Origin of the sequence: Streptomyces spiramenti, from assembly GCF_012034385.1 — a bacterium.
Classification (GTDB): Bacteria; Actinomycetota; Actinomycetes; order Streptomycetales; family Streptomycetaceae; genus Streptomyces; species Streptomyces spiramenti.
In genome coordinates this window covers 1-4,687 of record NZ_JAAVJB010000313.1, presented here as the reverse complement: position 1 = coordinate 4,687, position 4,687 = coordinate 1, and the positions used below count along the sequence as shown (strand labels likewise).

The following is a 4,687-nucleotide window of genomic DNA, read 5'->3' as shown; positions in this document are numbered from 1 at the left end:
GTCCCCCGGCCGGTCCCGCCGCCGCGGCGCCCGCCGGCCCCGGCGGGTCGACGGGTGCGGTCGGCGGGTGCCGCTGGGCGGTCCATCAGCCCTTGCCCCTGCGGCGGTTGCCGCGGGTCTCGGTGGCCTCGGCCAGGCCGATCTCGGCGGCGAGGTCCCACATGGCGCGGCGCACGGGACCCCGGTGGTCGAGGTCCTGGATGCGGCCGGCGTCCTGGGCCTCCTGGAGTTCGCGGAAGTTGGCGGGTACGACCTCGCGTGCGACGCGGGTGCCGGTGATGCGGCTGATGAGCTGGGGCTGGATGTGGCTGGTCCGCCCCAGACGGTTGACGACGGTCAGGGTGTTGTCGGCCTTGCGGATCTGGAGCCGGTCCCACATGCGGACCATGCGGTTGACGGCCCGGACCGATATGACGTCGGGGGTGGTGACCAGCAGGGCGGTGTCCGCGGTCTCGACGGCCACCGCGGTGGCGGAGTTCATCTGGGAGCCGCAGTCGACGACGACGAGGTCGTAGCGGGCCCGTACCGCGGTGAGCAGTTGCCGGGCCGCGGAGTCGGTGACCTCCTCGCCGCGTTCGCCCTCGGCGGGCGCGATCAGCAGCGAGACCCCGGTCTCGTGCGGGTACACCGCCTCCGCCAGCACCTGCGGCGTGATGTCGCTGATCCCGGCGAGGTCGGCGACCGACCGCCGGAACTGGACGTCGAAGTAGGAGCCGACGTCGCCGCAGAGCAGGTCGAGGTCGAGCAGCAGCACCGTGCGGTCCGCGGGCCCGCCGCGGCGCGCGGCGAGGGCGAGCTGGGTGGCGAGGAGGGTCGTGCCGACGCCGCCCTTGGCGCCGGAGACGGTGACGACGCGGCCACCGCTGCCCGCGGGGGCGGGTTCCTCTCCGCCGAGGTGGCGTCGGACGCCCTGCGCCCACTGCCCGGCGGCGGCGACACGGGACTGCAACTCGTCGTACGAGAGCGGGACACCGACCAGGCCGCGGGCGCCGGATTCCATGGCCGCCGCGTAGAGCCCGGCGGTGGGGTCGGCGGTGACCAGCACGACGCCGACGGCCGGGAAGCGGAGGGCGACCTCCCGCACGACCTCCAGCGCGGGGAGCGGGCCGATGGCCTCGTGGACGAGGACGACCTCCGGTAGGTCGGCGACGGCGCCGTGGGAGAGGGCCGCGAGCGTGTCGAGGAGCGAGCCGGAGTCGGGCACCGCTCGCAGGGGTGCGGTGTCGGGCAGTTGCCCGATCAGGGTGATCAGGGCCCGTGCGGTGTCCGGGTCCCCCACCGCGGGGAGGATGCGCGTCGTCACCTGCCGGTCCTTTCGTCCCTCGGGCCGCCGGCCGCGGGTGCGGTGGCGGCGGCCGGGGTGTCGTGCTCGTCTGCCGTCGTCCCTTCTCTTCCCCGTGGGCCGCCGGTCAGTACGGTGATCGGCGGTCTCTCGGGGCAGGGGGGCGCGCCGGGGGGCCGGGGCGCGGGCCGACGGGGCGTGGTGGTGGTCGTCACGGGTTCGCGCCTGGTACGACGCCGGCGTGCGGGGTACCGAGGATGTCGCCGACGACGGTGTAGGTGCGCTCGTCCTCCGGGATCTCGGTCTCCTCGCCGGGGGCGACGAGGGCGAGTCGGATCTGCTCGGCGAACGCCTCGGCGAAGGTCACGCGTTGGGCGTCGACGTTCTCCAACGCGAAGGTGATGGGGACCGCTTCGACGCGGTCGCGGTCGTCCTCGACCTCGGTGAGGTCCCCGACCTCGATGACCTGCGCGTTGTTGACCATGAGGCGTACCACCTCGATCTCCTCGCCGTCGGTGCTCTCGCGGTCCTCGAAGCGGTAGGCGGCGTACATGTTGATGGTGGCGCCGGGATAGATCTTGCCCGCGACCCCGGTCGATGCGTCGATCATGATGGCGATCTCCTGTTCCCCGGTGCCGAGTTCGGGCCGGTCGGAGATCATGTCGCTCTGGAGCAGCGACCCGGGGACGAGCGGGCCGACCGCGACCTTGCCGTCGAGGTCGCCGAGGTCGGTGACGGCCGAGTCGGGGACGTAGCGCTCGGGCATCAGCACCTCGCGGAACTGGTCCGCGCGCAGGGGCTGGTAGGGCTCTATCTCCTCGGCGACCTCGTAGGCGACGGTCTCGGGGCCGACCTTGGACTCGACGTCCTGGATGACCGTGTAGACGCCGCCGAACGCGATGAGGGCGAGCACCAGCGAGACCAGCAGCAGTAGGAGTCCGCGGCGCTGGCGACCGTTCATGGGGGCGATCTCTCCCTCGTCGTTCGTCCGGCCGGTCGGCCGGGGGCTGGTGCGGTCCGGCGCGGTGCCCGCCGGGGGCCGCCTGCCGGGTCGGTCCTCAGGTCAGGGCGCGACGCCCGGTGGAGGTGAGTGCGCGGGGCCGGCGCTCTGCGGGGCGGGCGGGGGCGGCGCAGAAGACGCACCGGTCGCCGATCATCGTCAGCCCGCACCAGTGGCAGAGCTCCTGCCGGACGGAGCTGACCATCTGGTAGAGCGGGGCGATCTCGGGGATGGCCGCCGCGAACTCGACCAGGCGGCCGGTGCCCCACCAGTGGCGGGACTCCTCGGGCAGCGGGACCGGGTCCAGCGCGCCGACCCGCCAGTCGGCTGCGAGGGTCCCGGTGACCCAGTCGTCGGCGAAGCCGGCTCCGGCGTGGGTGAGCACGGTGGCGAACTGAGGCCCTGCCAGCTCTCCTTCGCCCGGTCGCACGCACTGCGGGCTGGGTCCCACCAGGACGGCGCAGGTACCCGACCGGGGGCCCTCGGTGTCGGGAAGCGGGAGGGGGAGCCGGTCCAGCGTGCGACCGGAGGGCAACAGCGCGCCGCAGTAGATGTAGTGGCCGAGGAGCCGCGCGGAGGCGCCCAGGACGCCGGGGCCGAAGTCGCAGACGGACAGCTGCCGGAGCTGCCGGACGAGGGTGGCGATGCCCAGCGGCGGGAGCCGGCTGGGGAGCAGCGCCACCCGGTCGGTCTCCAGCAACGCCCGCACGGCGTGCAGTCGTTGCAGGTGGGCGCGGGGAAGGGAGGCCGGGTAGACGACGAGCAGATGGCCGTGGCGTTCGAGGAGTTCACCCGTCTCGGCGAGGGCGTCCGAGAACTCCTGCTTCTGCGGGGGGCTCAGCACATGGGCGCCGGGGACCCTGGAATCGGGGGACGGCAGCACCAGGTCGGCGTCGGTCACCGCGATGGCCATGGGCATGCGCCGCTCCCCCCGGGCCCCGGCGGCCCGTCTCGTGCAGTCTGTCTGCCAGTTGAGCAGCTTATGGCATCTTCCCCGCCGCGTCGCCGCTTCCCGGCCGGTTCCCGGACCGCGACCGGTCCACGATTCCCGAGGGCCGCGGTGACCTGCGACGGGCGCCGATGTCGGGTGCGGCGCTGACCGGGGCTCCGTGCCGCACCCCTTGACAGGAGCATTGGTCTGGACCATCTTTCTCGCCACCGGTGGCCACCGGTTGTCCCATCAGACCCCTCTCCCCCTCCGCACCCCCACACATCAGCCGACGGAGGCGATCGTGACATCCACCCCCACTCCCACCCCCGGCCACGACCCGGCCGAGCAGGCCCCCGCGAGCAGCCACCGCCGCCGGCGGCGCAGGTTCGGCGCACTCGCCGCCACGGCCGTCGCCACGGGCGCCGCCGGAGCCCTGCTGCTGGCCGGGCCGTTCGGTACAGCCACGGCATCCGAGACGACCACCTCCGGCGAGACCGCGGGCGACCCCACCGCCCGTGACGCGGCGCCGAACTCCGTGCCGCAGCACGCCCTCACCGGCTACTGGCACAACTTCGACAACGGCTCGGTGATCCAGCGACTCGGCGACGTGCAGGACGCGTACGACATCATCGCCGTCTCCTTCGCCGACGCCACCGCCACGCCCGGCGAGATCGAGTTCAACCTCGACCCCGTCCTCGGCTACGGATCCGAGCAGGAGTTCAAGGACGAGATCGCCGCCAAGCAGGACGCGGGGAAGTCCGTGATCATCTCGGTCGGCGGCGAACTCGGCAACGTGACCATCAACGACCCCGCCTCGGCGTCCGCGTTCGCGGACAGCACCGTGGCGCTGATGGACGAGTACGGCTTCGACGGCGTCGACATCGACCTGGAACACGGCATCAACGCGCAGTACCTGACCGAGGCGATGGACGCGATCCACACCGAGGTCGGCGACGGTCTCGTCTACACGATGGCGCCGCAGACCATCGACATGCAGAACACGGAGACCGAGTACTTCAAGCTGGCGCTGAACACCAGCGACTACCTGACCGTGGTCAACATGCAGTACTACAACAGTGGTTCGATGCTGGGCTGCGACGGCCAGGTCTACTCCTCCGGCACGGTCGACTTCCTGACCGCCCTGGCCTGCATCCAGCTGGAGAACGGCCTCGACGCCTCGCAGGTCGGCATCGGCGTGCCCGCCTCGCCCGACGCGGCCGGCAGCGGCTACGTCGACCCGGGTGTGGTGACCGACGCCCTCGACTGCCTCACCCAGGGCACCAACTGCGGCAGCTTCACGCCCGACCGGACCTACCCGGAGCTGCGCGGCGCCATGACCTGGTCGACCAACTGGGACGAGCACGCCGGCAACAGCTGGTCCGACGTGGTCGGACCGCACGTGCACGGTCTGTCCTGACCGCCGGTCCCACAGCCCGCGGCCCGGGCGACGGGACCGGTCGGGGCCGGTCCGGCT

The 4,687-nt window shown here is 72.8% G+C and carries 4 protein-coding genes; 1 reads left to right on the top strand and 3 read right to left on the bottom strand.

What is annotated here, in order from left to right:
* Nucleotides 1-85 precede the first annotated feature (85 nt).
* The 3 genes from HCJ92_RS22295 to HCJ92_RS22285 form a co-directional block, all read right to left on the bottom strand.
* Complete coding sequence (locus HCJ92_RS22295; RefSeq protein ID WP_167935406.1) at nucleotides 86-1,303, bottom strand: AAA family ATPase; 1,218 nt, start codon at nucleotides 1,301-1,303, stop codon at nucleotides 86-88.
* 190 nt (nucleotides 1,304-1,493) lie between these two features.
* The gene (gene cpaB / locus HCJ92_RS22290) at nucleotides 1,494-2,243 is read right to left on the bottom strand and encodes a Flp pilus assembly protein CpaB (RefSeq protein ID WP_167935405.1); all 750 of its coding nucleotides are present in this window, start codon (nucleotides 2,241-2,243) and stop codon (nucleotides 1,494-1,496) included.
* A 97-nt stretch (nucleotides 2,244-2,340) separates the two neighbouring features.
* The gene (locus HCJ92_RS22285; protein ID WP_209311455.1) at nucleotides 2,341-3,201 is read right to left on the bottom strand and encodes a hypothetical protein; all 861 of its coding nucleotides are present in this window, start codon (nucleotides 3,199-3,201) and stop codon (nucleotides 2,341-2,343) included.
* 310 nt (nucleotides 3,202-3,511) lie between these two features.
* Between HCJ92_RS22285 and HCJ92_RS22280 the strand changes: the two genes are divergently transcribed.
* Complete coding sequence (locus tag HCJ92_RS22280) at nucleotides 3,512-4,630, top strand: chitinase (RefSeq protein ID WP_420824760.1); 1,119 nt, start codon at nucleotides 3,512-3,514, stop codon at nucleotides 4,628-4,630.
* The last annotated feature ends 57 nt before the right edge of the window (nucleotides 4,631-4,687 follow it).